The 20294-nt window shown below is 73.1% G+C and carries 16 protein-coding genes; 9 read left to right on the top strand and 7 right to left on the bottom strand.

The genetic code is table 11. The features are described 5' to 3' along the window. Positions 1-336: 336 nt before the first annotated feature. Positions 337-1278, top strand: a complete 942-nt coding sequence (locus HB370_RS33275; RefSeq protein ID WP_030788660.1) for a cation diffusion facilitator family transporter — start codon at positions 337-339, stop codon at positions 1276-1278. A 199-nt stretch (positions 1279-1477) separates the two neighbouring features. Beyond that, complete coding sequence (gene idi, locus HB370_RS33270) at positions 1478-2071, top strand: isopentenyl-diphosphate Delta-isomerase (protein ID WP_030788662.1); 594 nt, start codon at positions 1478-1480, stop codon at positions 2069-2071. Positions 2072-2080: 9 nt separating this feature from the next. On the opposite strand, the gene HB370_RS33265 is transcribed toward idi, so the two are convergent. Continuing rightward, complete coding sequence (locus HB370_RS33265; RefSeq protein WP_030788666.1) at positions 2081-2575, bottom strand: ATP-binding protein; 495 nt, start codon at positions 2573-2575, stop codon at positions 2081-2083. Positions 2576-2832: 257 nt separating this feature from the next. Between HB370_RS33265 and HB370_RS33260 the strand changes: the two genes are divergently transcribed. From HB370_RS33260 to HB370_RS33250, 4 genes are all read left to right on the top strand, one after another. Next, entirely contained in the window at positions 2833-3588 is a 756-nt protein-coding gene (locus tag HB370_RS33260) for an enoyl-CoA hydratase/isomerase family protein (protein WP_030788668.1), read from the top strand. Between the two features lie 307 nt (positions 3589-3895). Beyond that, complete coding sequence (locus HB370_RS42525; RefSeq protein WP_268253357.1) at positions 3896-4027, top strand: LPFR motif small protein; 132 nt, start codon at positions 3896-3898, stop codon at positions 4025-4027. Between the two features lie 104 nt (positions 4028-4131). Beyond that, positions 4132-6573 carry a Tex family protein gene (locus tag HB370_RS33255; RefSeq protein ID WP_167513059.1) on the top strand — a complete coding sequence of 814 codons (2442 nt, stop codon included), beginning with the start codon at positions 4132-4134 and terminating at the stop codon, positions 6571-6573. 85 nt (positions 6574-6658) lie between these two features. Beyond that, positions 6659-7234, top strand: a complete 576-nt coding sequence (locus tag HB370_RS33250) for a DinB family protein (protein WP_030788675.1) — start codon at positions 6659-6661, stop codon at positions 7232-7234. On the opposite strand, the gene HB370_RS33245 is transcribed toward HB370_RS33250, so the two are convergent. Beyond that, on the bottom strand, positions 7231-8868 hold the full coding sequence (locus HB370_RS33245) for an ABC-F family ATP-binding cassette domain-containing protein (protein WP_030788678.1): 1638 nt from the start codon (positions 8866-8868) through the stop codon (positions 7231-7233). The two genes, HB370_RS33250 and HB370_RS33245, sit on opposite strands and share 4 nt — an antisense overlap. Before the next feature lie 125 nt (positions 8869-8993). Here HB370_RS33245 and HB370_RS33240 point away from each other — a divergent pair, with 125 nt between their 5' ends. Further along, positions 8994-9932, top strand: coding sequence for an FAD-dependent oxidoreductase (locus tag HB370_RS33240; RefSeq protein ID WP_244405727.1), 939 nt, complete (start codon positions 8994-8996; stop codon positions 9930-9932). Between the two features lie 451 nt (positions 9933-10383). Here HB370_RS33240 and HB370_RS33235 read toward each other — a convergent pair whose 3' ends face one another. Continuing rightward, positions 10384-12330, bottom strand: coding sequence for a Xaa-Pro dipeptidyl-peptidase (locus HB370_RS33235; protein ID WP_030788682.1), 1947 nt, complete (start codon positions 12328-12330; stop codon positions 10384-10386). Positions 12331-12508: 178 nt separating this feature from the next. Between HB370_RS33235 and HB370_RS33230 the strand changes: the two genes are divergently transcribed. After that, positions 12509-13996, top strand: a complete 1488-nt coding sequence (locus HB370_RS33230) for a M1 family metallopeptidase (RefSeq protein ID WP_030788685.1) — start codon at positions 12509-12511, stop codon at positions 13994-13996. A gap of 59 nt (positions 13997-14055) precedes the next feature. On the opposite strand, the gene HB370_RS33225 is transcribed toward HB370_RS33230, so the two are convergent. The 3 genes from HB370_RS33225 to HB370_RS33215 are packed head-to-tail and all read right to left on the bottom strand — an operon-like array spanning position 14056 to position 16956. After that, entirely contained in the window at positions 14056-14961 is a 906-nt protein-coding gene (locus tag HB370_RS33225) for an adenosine kinase (RefSeq protein WP_030788688.1), read from the bottom strand. Then, positions 14958-15446 (bottom strand): macro domain-containing protein, encoded by a 489-nt coding sequence (locus HB370_RS33220; protein ID WP_030788690.1) that lies wholly within the window; start codon positions 15444-15446, stop codon positions 14958-14960. The genes HB370_RS33225 and HB370_RS33220 overlap by 4 nt, the downstream gene beginning before the upstream one ends. Before the next feature lie 43 nt (positions 15447-15489). Next, positions 15490-16956, bottom strand: a complete 1467-nt coding sequence (locus HB370_RS33215) for an amino acid permease (RefSeq protein WP_030788692.1) — start codon at positions 16954-16956, stop codon at positions 15490-15492. Positions 16957-17176: 220 nt separating this feature from the next. Here HB370_RS33215 and HB370_RS33210 point away from each other — a divergent pair, with 220 nt between their 5' ends. Then, on the top strand, positions 17177-17998 hold the full coding sequence (locus HB370_RS33210) for a MerR family transcriptional regulator (protein ID WP_078637697.1): 822 nt from the start codon (positions 17177-17179) through the stop codon (positions 17996-17998). An 88-nt stretch (positions 17999-18086) separates the two neighbouring features. On the opposite strand, the gene HB370_RS33205 is transcribed toward HB370_RS33210, so the two are convergent. Next, positions 18087-20264 (bottom strand): 3-hydroxyacyl-CoA dehydrogenase NAD-binding domain-containing protein, encoded by a 2178-nt coding sequence (locus HB370_RS33205; RefSeq protein ID WP_030788698.1) that lies wholly within the window; start codon positions 20262-20264, stop codon positions 18087-18089. Positions 20265-20294 lie beyond the last annotated feature (30 nt).

The following is a 20294-nucleotide window of genomic DNA, read 5'->3' as shown; positions in this document are numbered from 1 at the left end:
ACCGACAGCGGGCGGCTCGAGGCCGCCGGGCGGCCGGACGCCGGGCCGTTCCGTCGGGGGCGGTGCCGGGTCCGCCGGGGCGCGTCCGGCACCGGCCGTGGCGGGCGTCCGCGCTAGGGAGGCGTCCGTGGCGGGGGGCCGCGGGCCCGGGGACGGGTCTGCGGCAGGAGGGCCGCCGGCCCGCCGGACGTGCCTTCGGCGAGCAGGCCGGCGCGCTGACCTGCGGAACGTTTCCGCAGGTCATGGCACATGACAACGGTGTTCAGTGCCGCGTTGCCAATACCCCCTACCCGTAGTTCACTGGCCCTCCTGGCAGGCGAACGGAAGGCGGTAGTCATGGGGGCAGGGCACGACCACGGGCACGCGCACTCCCACGCGCCGGCCCCGGGTACGGCCACGGCCGCCTATCGCGGCCGGCTGCGCGTCGCGCTGGGCATCACGCTCACGATCATGGTGGTGGAGATCGTCGGCGGCCTGGTCGCGGACTCGCTCGCGCTGATCGCGGACGCGGCGCACATGGCGACCGACGCGGTCGGCCTCGGCATGGCGCTGCTCGCGATCCACTTCGCGAACCGCCCGCCGAGCACCAACCGCACCTTCGGTTACGCCCGCGCCGAGATCCTCGCGGCCCTGGCCAACTGTCTGCTGCTGCTCGGGGTCGGCGGATACGTCCTGTACGAGGCGGTCCAGCGGTTCGTCGAACCGGCGCCGACCCGGGGCGGACTGATGATCGTGTTCGGTCTGGTGGGCCTGGTGGCGAACTCCGTCTCGCTGGTGCTGCTGATGCGCGGGCAGAAGGAGAGCCTGAACGTGCGCGGCGCGTTCCTGGAGGTGGCCGCGGACGCGCTGGGCTCGGTGGCGGTGCTGGTGTCGGCGGCGGTGATCCTGACCACCGGCTGGCAGCCGGCGGACCCGGTCGCCTCCCTGGTCATCGGGCTGATGATCGTGCCGCGCACGCTGAAGCTGCTGCGCGAGACGCTGGACGTGCTGCTGGAGGCGGCCCCCAAGGGCGTCGACATGGCGCAGGTGCGGGCGCACATCCTCGCGCTGGACGGCGTGGAGGACGTGCACGACCTGCACGCCTGGACCATCACCTCGGGCATGCCGGTGCTGTCGGCGCACGTGGTGGTCAGCTCCGAGGTGCTGAACGCCATCGGGAACGAGAAGATGCTGCACGAACTCCAGGGCTGCATCGGCGACCACTTCGATGTGGAGCACTGCACGTTCCAGCTGGAACCGGGCGGACACGCGGAGCACGAGGCGCGGCTCTGCCACTGACGGCGCGGGCCCGCGCGGCCCGGCCCGGCCGTGCATCACCGCCCGGCGTGCCCCGGCCGGTTTCCCGGGGCGGGGGCCGGGCACGATGGGCTACCGGGTCCGGCATCCGGTGCCGCGCCGCGCGGAGCCGCGGGGCGCGGCCGGGGCGCCGGATCCGTACGGCAGACTGGGGAAGCTGGGACCGAAGCGAAGGATGCGTATGCCGATCACACCCGCCACCGCGCCGCACGGCTCGTCGGAGGACACCGCAGAGGCGATCTTGCTGGAACTGGTCGACGAGAACGGCGTGACGATCGGCACCGAGGAGAAACTCGCCGCCCATCAGCCGCCGGGGCGGCTGCACCGGGCGTTCTCGGTGTTCCTCTTCGACGAGCGGGGGCGGCTGCTGCTCCAGCAGCGGGCGCTCGGCAAGTACCACTCCCCCGGTGTGTGGTCCAACACCTGCTGCGGTCACCCGTACCCGGGCGAGGCACCGTTCGCGGCGGCGGCCCGGCGCACCCACGAGGAGCTCGGCGTGTCGCCGTCGCTGCTCGCGGCGGCCGGCACGGTCCGCTACAACCACCCGGACCCCGCCTCGGGCCTGGTGGAGCAGGAGTACAACCACCTGTTCGTCGGCCTGGTGCAGGCGCCGCCCGCGCCGGACCCGGAGGAGGTCGCCCAGACCGTCTTCGTGACGGCGGACGAGCTGGCCGAGCGGCACGCCCGGGACCCGTTCTCGGCCTGGTTCATGACCGTCCTGGACGCGGCCCGGCCGGCGATCAGGGAACTGACGGGCCCGACCGCCGGCTGGTGACGCGGTCCGCTACGGCAGCGCCGGGGGCTTGAGGGGCAGGGCGGCCCAGATCACCTTGCCGCCGCTCGCGGTGTGCTCGACGTCGACCACCCCGCCCGCCTCCCGGGCCACCTCGCGGACCAGGAGCAGTCCCCGGCCGCCGGTGCGGCCGTGGTCGGCCTCCAGGGCGGTGGGGCGGTAGGGGTGGTTGTCCTCCACCGACACCCGCACCCACTCGGCGCCCACGGCCACCTCCACGGCGAGCACCGGCGACAGCAGCGCCGCGTGCCGCACCGCGTTGGTGACCAGCTCGGTGACGATCAGCAGCAGTCCGTGCACCAGGTCGTCGGAGGCCGGTACGCCCTGGCGCAGCAGCAGGTCCCGCACCGCGTGCCGGGCCTGCGGCACCGAGGCGTCCACCGCGGCGGCGGTGAACCGCCAGACGCCCTCATAGGGCAGGGGGCCCGGGGGCCGTTCACCCTCCTCCGCCGGGCGCGGGCCGTTCCCGTGCCCCTGGTCGTCCATCGTCCGGTCGCCGTCCTCGCGCTCGATTGTCACCACACGTCGAGTGTTGGTAACGATGCGCTGCCGCCCGGACAACTGAACACAAGTCAGCGGGTATCGAACGCTTTCTGACCGCCCGCGTCCGACCTGGTCGCGGGCGGGACTGCTCCTGTTCTCCGGGCGCCGGTTCGCGAACTAGTCGGGTTGTACGGGTTTGCCCGGCCGTGCCGCCCGCTCCCCCGGCGGCGCCGCGCGGCGCCTCCGCTACGATCCGCCGCATGGACCCCGAGCTGTCCCATCGCATCGCCGGCTCCGTCGCCACCGTGGTGATCCGTCATCCCGCCAAGCGCAACGCCATGACGGCGGCGATGTGGCGGGCCCTGCCCCCGCTGCTGGACACCCTGGCGGCCGATCCGGACGTCCGGGCGCTGGTGCTGACCGGCGAGGGCGGCACCTTCTGCGCGGGCGCCGACATCAGCACGCTCCAGGGCTCGCCGGAGGAGGCCCAGGGTCTCGCGGTGGCGGCCGAGGAGGCCCTGGCCGCGTTCCCCAAGCCGACCGTCGCCGCGGTACGCGGGCACTGCGTGGGCGGCGGGGCGCAGCTGGCGGCGGCCTGCGATCTGCGACTGGCGGAGGAAGGGGCGCTGTTCGGGGTGACACCGGCGCGGCTCGGCATCGTCTACCCGGCCTCCGCCACCCGCCGGCTGGTGTCCCTGGTGGGCCCGGCCGCCGCCAAGTACCTGCTGTTCACGGCGGAGTTGATCGACGCCGGCCGGGCGCTGCGCACCGGTCTGGTGGACGAGGTGGTGCCCGAGGGGGAACTGGACAAGCGGACCGCGGAGCTGACCGGGGTCCTGGTGTCCCGCTCGCAGCTCACCCAGGCCGCCGCCAAGGAGTTCGCGGCCGGCCGCACCGACCGGGACGCCCACTGGGCGGCGCGGGCGCGCGAGAGCGGCGAGACCGCGGAGGGGGTCGCCGCGTTCCTGGAGCGCCGGCAGCCGCGCTTCACGTGGACGACGTCCACGACGGGCTGAGGCGCGGGTCCACCGACGTCCGGGCCGCGTGGCGGCCGGCCGGTCACGCTGCCCACGGCTCTTCCGCACCGGGGTTCATGGTCGCGCGGTTGCCCGGGCGTCGGTTCGCCGGCCCGCGGTGGCCCGGGCCGTTGGTTCGCCGGCCCGCGGTGGCCCGGGCCGTAGTTCACCATCCCGTGGTTTCCCAGCCGGGGTTCGCCGCCCTCCCGCCGTTTCCCGGGCCGGGTTTCGTCGTCCCCCCGTGGTTTCCCGGGCCGTCGTGCGGTACCCGGTGCGCGTGAGTTCCCCGACGAGAGGAGACCGTGCCGTGTTCCGTGCCCTCGCAGACGTACTGCGACAGATCGGCGGAGCCGTCGCGACGGTGGTCACGCTGCCGTTCCGGGCGCTCGCCCGGCTGTTCGGCGGAGCCTCGTCCACCGCGCGCGGCAGCCGGGCCTGACCTCCCCGGGCCCGGCGCCCCGCCGGGCGCCGCCCTGATCCCCGGTGGCCGGCGTCACCTGCCACAATTGCCGCGCAACCCCAGTGGAGAAGGCGGTACGGGACGTGACCACACCCGGGTCCCTCGGAGCAGGGTCCATCGAAGGCAGGATCGCCGAGGAGCTCGGCGTACGGGAGCGGCAGGTCAAGGCCGCGGTGGAGCTGCTGGACAGCGGCTCGACGGTGCCCTTCATCGCGCGCTACCGCAAGGAAGCGACCGAGATGCTCGACGACGCGCAGCTGCGCACGCTCGAGGAGCGGCTGCGCTATCTGCGGGAGCTGGAGGACCGGCGGACGGCGATCCTGGAGTCGGTGCGGGAGCAGGGCAAACTCACCGAGGAGCTCGAGGCGCGGATCCGCGGCGCCGAGACCAAGGCGCGGCTGGAGGACATCTACCTGCCGTACAAGCCCAAGCGGCGCACCAAGGCGCAGATCGCGCGCGAGGCGGGTCTGGAGCCGCTCGCGGACGGGCTGCTGGCCGATCCGACGGTGGAACCGCAGGCCGCGGCCGCCGCGTTCGTGGACGCCGGCAAGGGCGTGGCCGATCCGCAGGCCGCGCTGGACGGTGCCCGGGCGATCCTGACCGAGCGGTTCGCCGAGGACGCCGACCTGATCGGCGAGTTGCGCGAGCGCATGTGGGTGCGCGGGCGGCTCGCCGCGAAGGTGCGCGAGGGCAAGGAGGAGGCGGGCGCCAAGTTCGCCGACTACTTCGACTTCGCCGAGCCGTTCACCGAGCTGCCCTCGCACCGGATCCTGGCGATGCTGCGCGGGGAGAAGGAGGAGGTCCTGGACCTCGTCCTGGAGCCGGAGGAGCCCACCGAGGGACCGTCGTCGTACGAGGGCGTCATCGCGTCGCGGTTCGGGATCGCCGACCGGGGCCGCCCGGCCGACAAGTGGCTGACGGACACGGTCCGCTGGGCCTGGCGCACCCGCGTCCTGGTGCACCTCGGCATCGATCTGCGCCTGCGGCTGCGCACCGCCGCCGAGGACGAGGCGGTGAACGTGTTCGCGGCGAACCTGAGGGACCTGCTGCTGGCCGCGCCGGCCGGCACCCGCGCCACGCTCGGCCTCGACCCGGGTTTCCGTACGGGGGTGAAGGTCGCCGTGGTCGACGCCACCGGCAAGGTCGTCGCCACGGACGTGATCCACCCGCACGTTCCGGCCAACAAGTGGGACCAGGCGATCGCCACGCTGGCGCGGCTGGCGAAGGAGCACGCGGTCGAGCTGATCGCGATCGGCAACGGCACGGCCTCCCGCGAGACCGACAAGCTCGCCGGTGAACTCATCGCGAAGCACCCGGAGCTGAACCTCACCAAGGTGATGGTGTCCGAGGCGGGCGCGTCGGTGTACTCGGCGTCGCAGTACGCCTCGCGGGAGCTGCCGGACCTGGACGTGTCGCTGCGGGGCGCGGTGTCCATCGCGCGGCGGCTGCAGGACCCGCTGGCCGAGCTGGTGAAGATCGACCCGAAGTCCATCGGGGTCGGCCAGTACCAGCACGACCTGTCCGAGGTGAAGCTGTCCCGCTCGCTGGACGCGGTCGTCGAGGACTGTGTGAACGGCGTCGGCGTGGACGTCAACACCGCGTCCGTGCCGCTGCTGTCGCGTGTGTCGGGCATCTCCGCCGGGCTGGCCGAGAACATCGTCGCGCACCGGGACGCCAACGGTCCCTTCACCTCCCGCGCGGAGCTGAAGAAGGTGGCGCGGCTCGGCCCGAAGGCGTACGAGCAGTGCGCGGGCTTCCTGCGCATCCGGGGCGGCAAGGACCCGCTGGACGCCTCCAGCGTGCACCCGGAGGCCTACCCGGTGGTGCGCCGCATGGTGAAGACCACGGGCCAGGAGGTGGCGTCCCTCATCGGGAACACGGGGGTGCTGCGCTCGCTGCGGCCGGCCGACTTCGTGGACGACACCTTCGGTCTGCCGACCGTCACCGACATCCTCAAGGAGCTGGAGAAGCCGGGCCGCGACCCGCGTCCCGCCTTCCGGACGGCCACCTTCAAGGAGGGCGTGGAGAAGATCTCCGACCTGGCCGCCGGGATGGTCCTGGAGGGCGTGGTGACGAACGTGGCGGCGTTCGGCGCGTTCGTGGACGTCGGCGTCCACCAGGACGGCCTGGTGCATGTGTCGGCGATGTCCAAGTCGTTCGTGAAGGACCCGCGTGATGTCGTCAAGCCCGGTGACATCGTCAAGGTGAAGGTCCTGGACGTGGACATCCCGCGCAAGCGGATCGCCCTGACGCTGCGGCTGGACGACGAGGCGGCCCCGCAGGGGCAGGGCGGCGGCCGGCCGCAGCGCGGCGGTGCCCGTCCGCCCCAGCAGCGGCAGGGCTGTGGCCAGGGGCAGGACCAGCGGCAGGGTGGCGGCCAGGGCCGGCGGCAGGGCGGTGGCCAGGGGCAGCGGCAGGGCCGGGGCGGTGGCGACCGCGGCGGGCGCCAGGCCCCGGCGCCCGCCAACAGCGCGATGGCGGACGCCCTGCGCCGCGCGGGGCTGCTGGACCAGAAGAAGCGCTGACGCGACGGGTCCGGGGCCGGGCGGTGCCTCCGCCCGGCCCCGGACAACCCGTGGACAACGATCACCTGATCGTCAGACTCGTCCCATGACAGGATCAGATCCCAAAGCCGACCTTCAGGTGTATCTCCAGGACGCGCGTGACGTGCTGCTGTGGAAGCTCGACGGCCTCGCGGAGTACGACATACGGCGCCCGCTGACGCCCACCGGCACCAATCTGCTGGGCCTGGTCAAGCATCTGGCGGGTGCCGAGGCCCTGTACCTCGGCGCGGCCTTCGGCCGGCCCTTCGCCGGTACGCCCCTGTGGGTGACGGGTGACGCCGAGCCGGACTCGGACCTGTGGGCGCGGGCCGACGAGACCCGTAAGGAGATCATCGAGCGGTACCGGCGGGCCTGCGCGCACGCGGACGAGACCATCGCGGCGCTCCCCCTGGACGCGGTCGGCCGACTGCCGGGTGCGCCCGGGGAGATCACGCTGCACCGGACGCTGACCCACATGGTCGCCGAGACCCAGCGGCACGCCGGGCACGCCGACATCGTGCGCGAGCTGATCGACGGCGTTGTGGGCCAGCGGCCGGACGGCCTCAACGTCGCGCCCCACGACCCGGACCACTACGGCCGGGTCGCACGGGCGGCGAAGGAGGCCGCCACGGACGGGAGTTAACGCTCCGTCACCTTGCCGTCCGCCACCTCCAGGCGCCGGGTCACCCGGACGGCGTCCAGCATGCGCCGGTCGTGGGTGACCAGCAGCAGGGTGCCCTCGTAGGAGTCGAGGGCCGACTCCAGCTGTTCGATGGCGGGCAGGTCCAGGTGGTTCGTCGGCTCGTCGAGGACCAGGAGGTTGACTCCCCGGCCCTGGAGCAGGGCGAGGGCGGCGCGGGTGCGTTCGCCCGGGGAGAGGGTCTCGGCGGGCCGCAGGACGTGCTCGGACTTCAGGCCGAACTTCGCCAGCAGGGTACGGACCTCGACCGGCTCGGTATCGGGTACGGCCGCGCGGAAGGCGTCCAGCAGGGTCTCGGGGCCGTGGAACAGCCGCCGGGCCTGGTCGACCTCGCCGACCAGCACCCCGGAGCCGAGGGCCGCGTGCCCGGAGTCCAGCGGGATCCGCCCCAGCAGGGCGCCGAGCAGGGTGGACTTGCCCGCGCCGTTGGCGCCCGTCACCGCGATCCGGTCGGCCCAGTCGACCTGGAGCGACACCGGTCCGAAGGTGAAGCCGGCGCGCCGCACCTCGGCGTCCCGCAGGATCGCCACGACCGCGCCCGACCGCGGGGCGGAGGCGATCTCCATGTGCAGCTCCCACTCCTTGCGGGGCTCCTCGACCACCTCCAGACGTTCGATCATGCGCTGGGTCTGGCGGGCCTTGGCGGCCTGCTTCTCGCTGGCCTCGCTGCGGAACTTGCGGCCGATCTTGTCGTTGTCGCCCGCCTTGCGGCGCGCGTTCTTCACGCCCTTGTCCATCCAGGCCCGCTGCGTCTGGGCGCGGTCCTGGAGGGCGGCCTTCTTGTCCGCGTACTCCTCGTACTCGTCGCGGGCGTGCCGACGGGCCACCTCGCGCTCCTCCAGGTAGGCCGCGTAGCCGCCGCCGTAGAGGTTGATCTGCCGCTGGGCGAGGTCGAGTTCGAGGACCTTGGTGACCGTGCGGGTGAGGAACTCGCGGTCGTGGCTGACGACGACCGTGCCCGCGCGCAGCCCGGTGACGAACCGCTCCAGACGCTCCAGGCCGTCCAGGTCGAGATCGTTGGTGGGCTCGTCCAGGAGGAAGACGTCGTAGCGGGACAGCAGCAGGGAGGCGAGGCCGGCACGGGCCGCCTGGCCGCCGGACAGGGCGGTCATCGGCTGGTCCAGGTCCACCGCCAGGCCGAGCGAGTCGGCGACCTCCTTCGCGCGTTCGTCCAGGTCCGCGCCGCCGAGGCCGAGCCAGCGCTCCAGGGCGGTGGCGTAGGCGTCGTCGGCGCCGGGCGCGCCGTCGACCAGCGCCTGGGTGGCCTCGTCCATGGCCCGCTGGGCGGCGGCGACACCGGTGCGGCGGGCGAGGAACTCCCGGACGGTCTCGCCGGGCCGGCGCTCCGGCTCCTGCGGCAGGTGACCGACGGTCGCGGCCGGCGGGGACAGCCTCAGTTCGCCCTGCTCGGGCGGGGTGAGCCCGGCGAGCATCCGCAGCAGGGTGGACTTTCCCGCGCCGTTGGCGCCGACCAGCCCGATCACATCGCCGGGCGCGACGACCAGGTCGAGCCCGGAGAACAGGGGCCGGTCGCCGTGTCCGGCGGCGAGGTTCTTGGCAACGAGGGTGGCAGTCATCAGGACGCCGATCCTAACGGCGCCCCGCGCCGGCCCCGGCCATGTGCGTGGCCGGTCACCGGGGCCGGGGGCACGGTCCTCCCCCGGTCTGCCGGGGTGGGCCGGACGGGGCCTATCGTCCTGGCGTGGACACTGAGCCGAGTGACGAAGTGATCGTGGTCGGGGGCGGGGTCGCCGGGCTGACGACGGCCGTGCTGCTGGCCGAGTCGGGGCGACGGGTACGGGTGTGGGCGCGGGAGCCGGCCGAGCGGACCACCTCGGCGGTCGCCGGCGGCCTGTGGTGGCCGTACCGCATCGAACCCGAGCCGCTGGTCGGGGCGTGGGCGCTGGAGTCGCTGCGCGTGTACCAGGAGCTGGCGGCGCGGCCGGAGGAGACCGGGGTGCGCCTGGTCGACGGCGTCCACCACGGGGCGCACCTCGCGGAGCTGGGCGCCTGGGCGGGCCGTGTGCCGGGGCTGCGGGCGGTGACCGGGGGGCTGGCGGCGCGGCTGCCGGTGGCCGACATGCCGGTGCACCTGGCGTGGCTGCGGCGGCGGCTGGAGCGGGCGGCCGGCACGGTGGAACTCCGCGAGGTGACCGACCTGGCGGCCGTGCCCGCCGCCATGGTGGTGAACTGCGCGGGGCTCGGGGCCCGTTCCCTGGTGCCGGACCCATCGGTGCGTCCGGTGCGCGGGCAGCTGGTCGTGGTGGAGAACCCGGGCGTCACACAGTGGTTCACCACCGTCGACGACTCGTCGGCCACCTCCACGTACGTCATCCCGCAGCCAGGCCGGCTCCTGCTGGGCGGCACGGCCGAGGAGGACGACTGGAACCTGGAGCCGGACCCCGGCACCGCCGCGTCGATCGTCACCCGCTGCGCGTCGGTCCGGCCCGAGATCGCCGGCGCCCGAATCCTCGCCCACCGGGTGGGCCTGCGCCCGGCCCGCACGGCGGTACGCCTGGAGCGACAGCTCCTGCCGGACGGCCGCGTCCTGGTCCACAATTACGGCCACGGCGGCGCCGGCGTCACGGTGGCATGGGGCTGCGCCCGGGAGGCGGCCCGCCTGACGTCCCCGACACCCTGATCACTGGCTACGGGCAGCGGGGAGAGGGCGTCGCCGGGCGCCCGGGGTGAGCGGCTGGGCCGGAGCGGGGCCGGCGTTTCGACCGACCGCCCGGGGCGTGGCGGGGCCCGGCGGCCGGGCTGGGCGAGACCGGGGCCGGCGGTGCGGTGGGCGAGAGCCGGGGCTGGCGGCGTGATGGGACGGCCGGCGGAGGCGGGGACCGGTGGCCCGGCTGAGCGTGAACCGGGGCCGGCGGCGTGGTTGGTCAGCTGGCGTGAGCGGGACCAGCGGCCCGGCGAGCGGCTGGACGCAAGCCGGGGTCGGCGGTTCGGCCGAGCGGGAACGGGGGTCGGCGTTTCGGCCGAGCCGGGCGGCGACCCCCAGGGGCGCGGAGAACTGCGCGCCCGGCCCAGGACCACCCGCGGCCGAACACCACGGCCAGCCGTCCCGCCCCCTCCGGCTCCCCGAACCGTCAGTCGAGTGGCAGGTGCCGGCCGGCTCGCGGTGCTCCCACCCCCTTCAACACCGTCGGCGCCGGTGCCGTCGCCGCGCCGGACGTGGCCCGGGCGAACGCACCCGCCCCGCCCACCAGCGGCACCTCGGCCGTCGTACGGGACAGGTCCACGGTGAGCGTCGGCCGGGTGGACGGCGGTTCCAGGAGGTCCTTGTCCGTGCCCGCGATGATGAGCGCCAGCCGGTGCCCGGCGGGGACGACATGGTCGGTGGCGCCCAGCCGGAGGGTCATCGTGTAGGCCTTGCCCGGGGTGAGCGGGACGCCCTTCGTCACCGAGGCGTGGTGCCCGAGGTCGGCCCAGCCCCGGCTGACCACGGTGTAGCCGACGGCCGCGGTCCTGGCCCGGGTCTCCTTGTAGCAGGCGCTGTCCCCGGCCGTGCTCTCCCCCCAGCAGGTGCGCTCGGCGAGGGTGGTGATGCCCTCGGCGGGGTCGGCGTAGTCGCGGATGGTGTCCGGGCCGATGTCGGCCAGGACGGCGGACAGATGGGCGGAGGAGGTGGTCGGGGTGGCGGTGACCGTCACCTCGGCGGAGCCGGCCAGCCGGAGCGCGCGGGAGAGCGGCGCGGTGAGGAAACCCGCCTTCTCGGGCGTGGCCGCGGTGACGTGGGCGGCCCAGTCGGTCTCGCCCAGCCGCGGGTCGTCCGTGAGGACCGCGGTGCCGTGGGCCCGGCGCGGGCCGAGCGTGCCGACGCCCGCCTGGCGGCCCGGGGCCGGGTGCAGCACGGTGGCGCGGGTGCCGGCCGGGGGCCAGACGGGGGTGGTGACCCACTGGTCGGGGTGGCGTTCGACGTCGGCCATCGGCTCGCGGTCGACGCCGTTGTCGTAGCCGAGGAGTTCGTGGTCGAACCAGCGGTGCAGGGTGTCCACCCAGGCGCCGCGCCGGAAGTCGAACGGGTCGACGTGCCCGGTCTGGGACAGCCAGATCTTTCGCCGGACGCCGTTCTGGGCGAGGGCGTCCCACCAGGGGCCGAGGTGCTGGGTGCGGACGTTGAGGTCCTGCATGCCGTGCACCGCGAAGACGCTGGCCCGGACCTTGGCCGCGTCCTTGACGTAGTCCCGCTCGGTCCACAGCGGGGTCCAGTCGCCGTTGCGTGGGCTGCCCTCGGCCAGCCTGCGCTGTACGGCCGCGCAGTGGGCGCGTGCGCCGGCGCTTTCTACGCGGTCGGCGAGATGGTCGGGGCCGCCGTCGTACAGGGGGGCGCCCTGGGCGAAGTAGTAGTCGTACCAGGAGGAGATGGCGCTGATCGGGACGATGGTCTTCAGGCCCTTGACGCCGGTGGCGGCGACACCGTTGGCGATGGTGCCGTCCCAGCTCTTGCCGATCATGCCGGTGCGGCCGTTCGTCCAGCCGGCCCGCACCGGGGTGCCGCCGGTGCGGCTGGTGTAGGCCTTGGCGCGGCCGTTCAGCCAGTCGATCACGGCCTTCGCGGAGCCGATGTCGGAGGGGCCGCCGATGTCCACGCAGCCGTCGGAGCGGTTGGTGCCGGCGAGGTCGACGCCGACGAAGGCGTAGCCGCGCGGTACGAAGAAATTGTCGTAGAACAGCGGCATTTGGACGACGTGGCCCTGGGCGTCGTACGTCTTGAGCTGGCTCTCGTTGCCCCGCCCGCAGCAGGAGTAGTACGGGCTGGCGTCCATGATGACCGGCACCTTGCGGCCCTGCCGGGCGGGTTCGGCGGGCCGGACGATGTCGGCGGCGACGCGGTCGTGCTTCCCGTCGCCGTCCTCGTCCAGTCCGGTGTCGACCCATACGGACTCGCGGATCGCCTGGGCGTAGGAGTAGACGGGGGTGCTCTCCCGGGGCGCGGGCCGGGCGCCGGCCGGGGTGGGGAGGAGGGCCGTCAGGGTGACGACGGCGGCGGTGACGAGCGTTCTCCGGATCGCGGAGCGCGTGCGTGTCGGCATGGGCGGACGGTACTCCGGTCAACTCCCCTGAAAAAGAGGACCCTCCGGGCACGTGACGGCTGAATGGCGATCATGTGACAGGGGGTGCCATGGACAGGTCAGGGGACACAGGTAATGAATAGGCTGCGGAACAGAGCCTTTCCGAACGGACCCGTGGTCCTGACGACTTGGAGCTGACGTGCACCGCAGAATCATCGCGCCGGGCGCTTTGGCGGCGGCCTCCGTCCTGCTGGCGATCCCGGCATCGGCCGCGAGCTACACCCCCGGCGCACCGGGTATCGGCGACCCCTACTACCCGTACTACGGCAATGGCGGCTACGACGTCTCGCACTACGACCTGAGGCTGCAGTACCAGCCGAAGACGGACGAGTTGCAGGGCACCGCGACGATCCTGGCCAAGACCACCCAGGACCTGTCCCGCTTCGACCTGGACTTCCTGCTGGACGTGAGCGAGGTGCGGGTCAACGGCACCCAGGCCGCCTTCGCCACCTCCGGGGAGCACGAGCTGGTCGTCACCCCGAAGACCCCGCTGCCCAAGGGCACGCCGGTGACGATCGTGGTCCGCTACAGCGGGGTGCCGTCGGCCAAGAGCGCCTACGGGTTCACCTCCTGGCACCGCACCCCGGACGGCGGGGTGGCCGCCAACGAGCCCGAGGCCGCCTGGTGGTGGTTCCCGAGCAACGACCACCCGACCGACAAGGCCACCTACGACGTGTCGGTGTCCGTCCCGGACGGCACCCAGGCCATCTCCAACGGCACGCTCCAGTCGACCAGTTCGAGGCTGGGCTGGACCCGTTACAACTGGCGGCAGAACAAGCCGCAGGCCACCTATCTGGCCACGCTCGCGCTGGGCAGGTTCGACATCACCACCGGCACCTCCGACGGCGGGGTGCCGGTCATCAACGCCTACAGCAAGGACCTCGGCGACAACGAGGGCGCCGCGCGGGCCAGCGTGGAGCGCACCGGGGAGATCGTGGACTGGCTGAGCGGCTACTTCGGGCCGTATCCGTTCTCCTCGGCCGGCGGGTACGTGCCGAACACCACCACCTCGTACGCGCTGGAGACGCAGACCCGCGTCTTCTACAGCCCGCGGCAGTTCGCGAACGGCGCCAACACCTCCCTGGTGGTGCACGAGCTGGCCCACCAGTGGTACGGCGACTACGTGTCGGTCAGGGGCTGGAAGGACATCTGGGTCAACGAGGGCTTCGCCCGCTACGCGCAGTGGCTGTGGTCCGAGCACGAGGGCGAGGGCACCGCGCAGGAGCTGGCCGACTACGTGTACGCCTCGCACCCGGCCGACGACGCGTTCTGGACGATCGCGCCGGGCGACCCCGGACCGGACAACCAGTTCGCCGGCGCCGTCTACGACCGGGGCGCCCTGGCCATCCAGGCGCTGCGCAACGAGATCGGCGACGACGCGTTCTTCGCGGTCCTGAAGGGCTGGCCGAAGGAGCACGCCTACGGCAACGCCTCGGTGGCCGACTTCCAGCGGTACGCCGAGCGGGTGTCCGGCAAGCCGCTGGCCGCGCTGTTCGACACCTGGCTGTTCCAGCCGGAGAAGCCGGCCGCGCCGTCGGCCCGCGCCCTGGTGAAGACGACCACGACGGTGGCGCAGCCGAAGTCGTGGAAGAAGATCGAGGCGACGAACTCGGTGCACGAGCACTGAGCCGGCCGGCGCCGGCGCCCCGTTCGGCCACGGGGCGCCGGTGCCCGCGCCGCGGTGCCTCAGTGGCCCGGTGCGGCGGCCCGCCGCAGCAGCTCCTTCCGGCTTGTCGCCTCCGCGCGGTCGGCCGGGACGGTGCAGGCGTGGGCGCCCGCGATCGCGCCGTACCGGGCGCAGCGCTCCGGCGGCTCGCCGGCGAGCAGGCCGTAGAGGAACGCGGCGGCGAAGGCGTCGCCCGCGCCGTTGGAGTCCACCACCGGCGCGGGCGGCCGCGCCGCCGGTATCCGGGTCAGCGCGCCGTCGGCCAGGAGATAGGCGCCCTCGGCCCCGGCGGTGGCGACGACGGTGTGGGCGCGGCCGCGCCCGGCGATGCGCCGCATGGTCCGCTCGGGGTCGGTGAGGGCGGCGGCCGACAGGAAGACGACGTCGGCCGCGTGGGCGAACGCCTCGTGGTACGGGTTCTCGCCGTCCCAGTCGTGCAGGTCGGTGGAGAGCGGCACGCCGGTCTCCCGGAGCACGGGCAGGGCGTGGGCGCCGGGCTGGGTGATGGTCACGTGCACATGCCGGCTCGCGGCGGCCAGCGCCCGCAGGGTGGCCTCGGGGAAGCGGTCACCGGGGCGGGCGCGGGTGGTGTCGTACAGCGACAGACGGCGGCCGTCCGGGCCGACGAGGTTGACCGCCCGCTTGGTCCCGGCCGGCTGCGGCAGCGCGGTGAGGGCGATGCCGTGCTCGGAGTGCAGGGCGCGGACGAGGTCGCCCTCGGGGTCGTCGCCGAGGAAGTCGAGATGGTGGGTGCGCAGGCCCAGCGCGGCCAGCCCGAGGGCGACGAAGTCACCGGTCTGCCCGGCGCGGGTGCGGATCCCCGAGTCGATCATGTAACTGTCGGCGTACGGCAGGGGCAGTTCAGGAACGCGGACGATCGTGTCCACCCCGGCCCCGCCCAGTACCAGCACATCGGCCGCGGTCATGCCCCGCCCTCCCCGTGGTCGTACACCGTCACGGCGATCCCCCGCGCCGCCAGCCGGCCGGCGACGAGCGGCTCCACGCGGGACCACTTCCCGCCCGCCAGGCCGCAGCCTATCCGGGGCATGTGCACGGACGCGCCGAGCCGGAGCGCCTCGTCGGCGAGGCGGGCGAGGGCGGTGTCGACGGCCTCGTAGCGAACGGGGACTCCCTTGCTGCCCCTCCTGATCCCCCGCTGGCCGACCATGTTGGCCACCCACACCCAGGGCTCGACGCGGACCAGCTGGACCGCGCCCAGTCCGAAGTCGTTGTGCGCGCGGTCGCGGTGCCAGGCGCGGTACGCGGCCTCCGGCTCCGGCCAGCGCCGCGACAGCGCCAGGACGAAGCCCTTCCCCCAGCCGCCGATGTCGTTGCAGACATGGGCGATCACCTTGACGCCCTTGCCCGACGGCACGGTGGCGTCACCCCGGACATACGTGATCTCCGCCATGACGCCACCGTAGACGCCGCCACTGACAGTGGCGGCCGGTCCGTTACTTCGGCGGCTCGGCGGAGGCCTTGGCGGCGTCCTTGGCCACCTGGCGGCGGATACCGAACCAGCCGGCGACGAGCATCACGGCGATCACCGGGATCAGCAGCAGGGTCTTGCGGCCGACCTCCTCGTCGTTCCACATCATGCCGAGACAGACCAGCAGGAACACGATGGTGGCGATCTCGGTGACCGGGCTGAACTTCAGCTGGAAGTGCGGCCGGGTGACCAGGCCGGCGCGGGCGCGGCGGACGAAGATCGCGTGGCAGATCATGATGATCACCCAGGTGCTGATGATGCCGAGCGAGGCGACGTTCAGCACGATCTCGAAGGCCTTGCTGGGCACCAGGTAGTTCAGGACGACGCCGAGCACACAGACCGCGCAGGTCAGCAGGATGCCGCCGTAGGGCACCTGGCTGCGGCTCATCACGCGGGTGAACTTCGGCGCCGAGCCGGCCATGGCCATCGAGCGCAGGATGCGGCCGGTGGAGTACAGGCCGGAGTTCAGCGAGGACATGGCCGCGGTCAGCACGACCAGGTTCATCACGTCGCCGGCCGCCGGAACGCCGATCTTGGACAGCACGGTCACGAACGGGCTCTGGTCGGCGGAGTACACCGAACCGGGCAGCAGCAGGGCGAGCAGCACGACCGAGCCGACGTAGAACAGACCCACCCGCCACATGATCGAGTTCACCGCGCGCGGGACGACCTTCTCGGGCTCGGCGGTCTCGCCGGCGGCGACGCCGACCAGCTCCAGCGCGGCGTAGGCGAAGATCACGCCCTGCATGACCAGGACGACCGGCATCAGGCCGTGCGGGAAGACACCGCCGTGGTCGGTGATGACGCTCAGGCCCGGCTTGCTGCCGCCGACGTCGTGCTGGGTGGCCAGCAGGAAGATGCCGATCAGCATGAAGCCCACGAGGGTGGCGACCTTGATGATCGCGAACCAGAACTCCATCTCACCGAAGATCTTCACCGAGATCAGGTTCACGGTGAGGACGACGGCGAGGGCGATCAGCGCCAGCACCCACTGGGGGATGGAGGTGAACATGCTCCAGTAGTGCGTGTAGAGCGCGATCGCGGTGATGTCCGCGATGCCGGTGGTCGACCAGTTCAGGAAGTACATCCAGCCGGCGACGTAGGCGCCCTTCTCGCCGAGGAACTCGCGCGCGTACGACACGAAGGACCCGGAGGACGGGCGGTAGAGGACCAGCTCGCCCAGGGCCCGCACGACGAAGAACGCGAAGACACCGCAGACCAGGTAGGCCAGGGCGAGCGCCGGACCGGCGTTGTGCAGGCGGCCGCCGGCGCCCAGGAAGAGGCCGGTGCCGATGGCGCCGCCGATGGCGATCATGTTGACGTGGCGGGCCTTGAGGTCCTTGCTGTATCCGGCGTCGCCCGCGTCCGCGGGCGCTGCGGCCACCTGGGGGTGGGGGGTGGCCTGTGCCGATTCCACGGCTTCCTTGCTCACGGGTGGTTTCACTTCCTGGTGCGCCCGGACCTCGTGGGCCCGGGGTTCGTGCAGGTCTTGGCCCGCACCACCCTTTGTCGCGGCACAGACCAAGGCAGCAGCTTCCCAGACGCGACGGCCGATAAGCGGTGGTCCACGTCACAGAGCGGTACTTCTCACACCACTCGCACGCACTCCCCGTGGGTTTCACACCATTGGTGAGACAGCGATACTGCTGTGCATGACGACCGACACCGGGGAGCCCACCCTCACGATCGACGAGCTGGCCGCGCGGGCGGGCGTCACGGTCCGCACGGTCCGGTTCTACGGCACCAAGGGGCTGCTGCCGCCGCCGGTGCTCGGTCCGCGCCGGGTGGGCCACTACGGCCGCGAGCATCTGGCCCGGCTGGCGCTGATCGAGGAGATGCAGCACCAGGGCATGACCCTGGCCGCGATCGAGCGGCACCTGCGGCAGCTGCCGGCCGATCTCGGCCCGCACGATCTGGCGATCCACCGGGCGGTGGTCGCGTCCTGGGCGCCGGACACCGTGGAGACCGTGTCCCGTCCGGAGCTCCATCGGCGGGCGGGGCGGCGGCTGACCGGGGAGGACCTGGACCGGCTGGCCGCGATGAACGTGGTGACACCGGCCCCCGAGGGGGACGGGGAGCGGGACGGGGAGTCCTTCCGCGTGGACTGCGGTCTGCTGCGGCTCGCGGTGCAGTTGCTGGACGTGCCGCTGGCGCAGGAGACGATCCTGGCCGCGCGGACCGTGCTGACCGGCCACGCGCGGGCGGCGGCCCACGAGCTGTCGGACCTGCTGCGCGAGGCGGTGGCCGAACGCGACACGCGGGATGTGAAGTCCCTGTCGGCCCATATGCACCCGCTCGTGGTCCAGGCACTGCTCACCACCTTCCAGCGGTCGCTGCGGGAGGAGCTGCGCCAGTGGCTGGACGGAGCGGACGGCCCGGGCGGAGGGGACGGTCCTCAGGGCGGCGGCGGTCCGGAGGGCGCGGTGGGCGCGGGCGGCCCTGGACGAGCCGGGGACGCGGACGGCACCGCGTGAACGGTGGACCGGAACGGCACGGACAGCGGACGGCGCGGCGGCCCCCGGGCGCGGAGTCCCGGGGGCGCGCGGTCCGCGGTGCACCGGGTCAGCGGGCGTCGGTGAAGGTCTCCCCCTTCTCCGCCTTCGCCACGAGCAGCGCGGGCGGGGTGAACCGGTCGCCGTAGCGCTCGGCCAGCTCGCGCGCGCGGGCCACGAAGCCGGGCAGGCCCCCTTCGTAGCCGTTGATGTACTGGAGCACACCGCCGGTCCAGCCGGGGAAGCCGATACCGAGGACGGAGCCGATGTTGGCGTCGGCGACCGAGGTCAGGACGCCCTCCTCCAGCAGGCGTACGGTGTCGAGCGCCTCGGCGAAGAGCATGCGCTCCTGCATGTCCCGGAACGGGATGTCGTGGCCGGGCTTGGTGAAGTGCTCGCGCAGCCCGGGCCAGAGTCCGGCCCGCTTGCCGTCCTCGGTGTAGTCGTAGAAGCCGGCGCCGCCGCTGCGGCCTGTGCGGCCGAACTCGTCCACCATGCGGTCGACGACCGTCTCGGCCGGGTGCGCGGTCCAGGTGCCGCCGGCCTCCTCCACGGCCCTCCTGGTCTCGGCCCGGATCTTGCGGGGCAGGGTGAGGGTCAGCTCGTCCATCAGGGAGAGCACCTTGGCCGGGTAGCCGGCCTGGGCGGCGGCCTGTTCCACGGAGGCGGGCTCGACGCCCTCGCCGACCATGGCGACGCCCTCGTTGAGGAAGTGGCCGATCACCCGGGAGGTGAAGAAGCCGCGCGAGTCGTTGACGACGATCGGCGTCTTGTTGATCTGCCGGACGAGGTCGAAGGCGCGCGCGAGCGCCTCCTCGCCGGTGCGCTCGCCCTTGATGATCTCGACCAGCGGCATCTTGTCGACCGGTGAGAAGAAGTGCAGCCCGATAAAGTCGGCCTGGCGTTCGACGCCCTCGGCGAGCGTGGTGATCGGGAGGGTGGAGGTGTTGGAGCACAGCAGCGCGTCGGGGGCGACGACGGACTCGATCTCCTGGAACACCTTGTGCTTGAGGGCGGTGTCCTCGAACACGGCCTCGATGACCGCGTCACAGCCCGCGAGGTCGGCCGTCTCCGCCGTGGGGGTGATCCGGGCGAGCAGCGCGTCGGCCTTCTCCTGGGTGGTGCGGCCCTTGGCGACGGCCTTGGCGCACAGCTTCTCCGAGTAGCCCTTGCCCTTGGCCGCGGCTTCGGCGGAGACGTCCTTGAGGACGACGTCGATGCCGGCGCGGGCGCACGCGTAGGCGATGCCGGCGCCCATCATGCCGGCGCCGAGGACGGCCACCTTGCGCACCTGGCGGGGCTCGACGCCCTTGGGCCGGTTGGCGCCGGAGTTGACCGCCTGGAGGTCGAAGAAGAACGCCTGGATCATGTTCTTCGAGATCTGCCCGGCGGCCAGTTCCACGAAATAGCGGGCCTCGATGACCTGGGCGGTCTCGAAGTCGACCTGGGAGCCCTCGACGGCCGCGGCGAGGATGTTGCGCGGGGCCGGGTAGGGGGCGCCGTTCGTCTGCTTGCGCAGGTTGGCCGGGAAGGCGGGCAGGTTGGCGGCGAACTTGGGGTGGGCCGGGGTGCCGCCGGGGATCTTGTAGCCCGGGGTGTCCCAGGGCTGCCGGGACTCGGGGTGGGCGTCGATGAACGCGCGGGCCTTGGCGATCAGTTCCTCGGGGCTCTCGGCCACCTCGTGGACCAGGCCGTTGTCCCGGGCGCGCCGGGCGTTGTACTGGGTGCCCTGCAGGAGCACCTTCAGCAGGGCGTCCGCGATGCCCAGCAGGCGTACGGTGCGCACCACTCCGCCGCCGCCGGGGAGCAGGCCCAGGGTGACCTCGGGGCAGCCGATCCGGGTGCCGGGGGTGTCCAGGGCGATGCGGTGGTGGCAGGCGAGGGCCAGTTCGAAGCCGCCGCCGAGGGCCGCGCCGTTGATCGCCGCGACGACCGGTTTGCCGAGGGTCTCGATGCGGCGCAGGTCGCGCTTGACGGCGAGGCCGCCGTCGAACAGTTCCTGTGCGGTCTCGGGGGTGACCCGGATGAGGTCGCGCAGGTCGCCGCCGGCGAAGAAGGTCTTCTTGGCCGAGGTGAGGATGACGCCGCGGATGGAGTCCCGCTCGGCCTCCAGCCGGTCGGTGATCACGGCGAGGGAGTCGCGGAACGCCTGGTTCATGGTGTTCGCGGACTGGTTCGGGTCGTCCAGGACGAGGGTGACGACACCGGTGTCGTCCTGCTCCCAGCGGATGGTGGTGCTCTCGGTCATGACAGTCGTCTCCGTTGAAGTCGCTTGGTT

Source organism: Streptomyces sp. DSM 40868 (genome assembly GCF_011820545.1).
Lineage (GTDB): Bacteria > Actinomycetota > Actinomycetes > Streptomycetales > Streptomycetaceae > Streptomyces > Streptomyces eurythermus.
Note: the sequence above shows the minus strand (reverse complement) of the source record. Positions and strands in the feature narration are given on the sequence as shown.

What these genes read in the sequence shown, in the direction of transcription:
- HB370_RS33275 (WP_030788660.1), top strand. Translation starts at nt 337, where the DNA reads ATGGGGGCAGGGCACGACCACGGGCACGCGCACTCCCACGCGCCGGCC.
- idi (WP_030788662.1), top strand. Translation starts at nt 1,478, where the DNA reads ATGCCGATCACACCCGCCACCGCGCCGCACGGCTCGTCGGAGGACACC.
- HB370_RS33265 (WP_030788666.1), bottom strand. Translation starts at nt 2,575, where the DNA reads ATGGACGACCAGGGGCACGGGAACGGCCCGCGCCCGGCGGAGGAGGGT.
- HB370_RS33260 (WP_030788668.1), top strand. Translation starts at nt 2,833, where the DNA reads ATGGACCCCGAGCTGTCCCATCGCATCGCCGGCTCCGTCGCCACCGTG.
- HB370_RS33250 (WP_030788675.1), top strand. Translation starts at nt 6,659, where the DNA reads ATGACAGGATCAGATCCCAAAGCCGACCTTCAGGTGTATCTCCAGGAC.
- HB370_RS33245 (WP_030788678.1), bottom strand. Translation starts at nt 8,868, where the DNA reads ATGACTGCCACCCTCGTTGCCAAGAACCTCGCCGCCGGACACGGCGAC.
- HB370_RS33235 (WP_030788682.1), bottom strand. Translation starts at nt 12,330, where the DNA reads ATGCCGACACGCACGCGCTCCGCGATCCGGAGAACGCTCGTCACCGCC.
- HB370_RS33225 (WP_030788688.1), bottom strand. Translation starts at nt 14,961, where the DNA reads ATGACCGCGGCCGATGTGCTGGTACTGGGCGGGGCCGGGGTGGACACG.
- HB370_RS33220 (WP_030788690.1), bottom strand. Translation starts at nt 15,446, where the DNA reads ATGGCGGAGATCACGTATGTCCGGGGTGACGCCACCGTGCCGTCGGGC.
- HB370_RS33210 (WP_078637697.1), top strand. Translation starts at nt 17,177, where the DNA reads ATGACGACCGACACCGGGGAGCCCACCCTCACGATCGACGAGCTGGCC.
- HB370_RS33205 (WP_030788698.1), bottom strand. Translation starts at nt 20,264, where the DNA reads ATGACCGAGAGCACCACCATCCGCTGGGAGCAGGACGACACCGGTGTC.